At 64.4% G+C, this 627-nt stretch carries 1 protein-coding gene; it reads left to right on the plus strand.

Annotation, left to right across the window (positions count from 1 at the left end; translation table 11 throughout):
• Positions 1–627: condensation domain-containing protein (locus GSQ82_RS24665; protein WP_216847005.1), on the plus strand; the 627-nt coding region annotated here is incomplete at both ends.

Raw genomic sequence — 627 nt, forward strand, 5'->3', positions numbered from 1 at the left:
CTATGCCACGCGCGGCTACGAGCCGCCGCGGGGGGAGATCGAAGTGAAGCTGGCGGCGGTGTGGGCCGAGATATTGAAGCTGGACAGGGTGGGCCGGCACGATCACTTCTTCGAGTTGGGCGGCCACTCGCTCCTGGCGGTGCGTGTGGTGAGCCGCATTCGGCAGGAACTGGACGCAGACGTAGCGGTCCGTGACCTGTTTGCATATCCGGAGCTTGCCGCTCTGGCCGGTGTGCTGGAGCGTGCCGTGCCCGTCCAGCTGCCGCCGATTCTTCCCGCAGCGCGCAGCGCTTCACTGCCATTATCGTTTGCGCAGCAGCGGTTGTGGTTTTTGGCCCAGATGGAGGGAGCCAGCGAGGCTTATCACATCCCGTTCGGTCTGCGCCTGAAGGGCGATCTGAACGGTGCGGCATTGCGTCAGGCGCTGGACAGGATCGTGGGCCGCCATGAAGCGTTGCGCACCACCTTCATCTTTGTGGACGAGCAGCCGGTGCAGCGGATCGCCTCGGTCGAGGACGGCGGATTTCTGCTCATCGAGCACGATCTCTGCGGTTACGGCGACAGCGAAGAGGAACTGGCGCGTCTGGCCGCGGAAGAAGCCTCTGAGCCTTTCGATCTGCAAGCCGG

Source organism: Granulicella sp. L60, from assembly GCF_009765825.1.
Lineage (GTDB): Bacteria > Acidobacteriota > Terriglobia > Terriglobales > Acidobacteriaceae > Edaphobacter.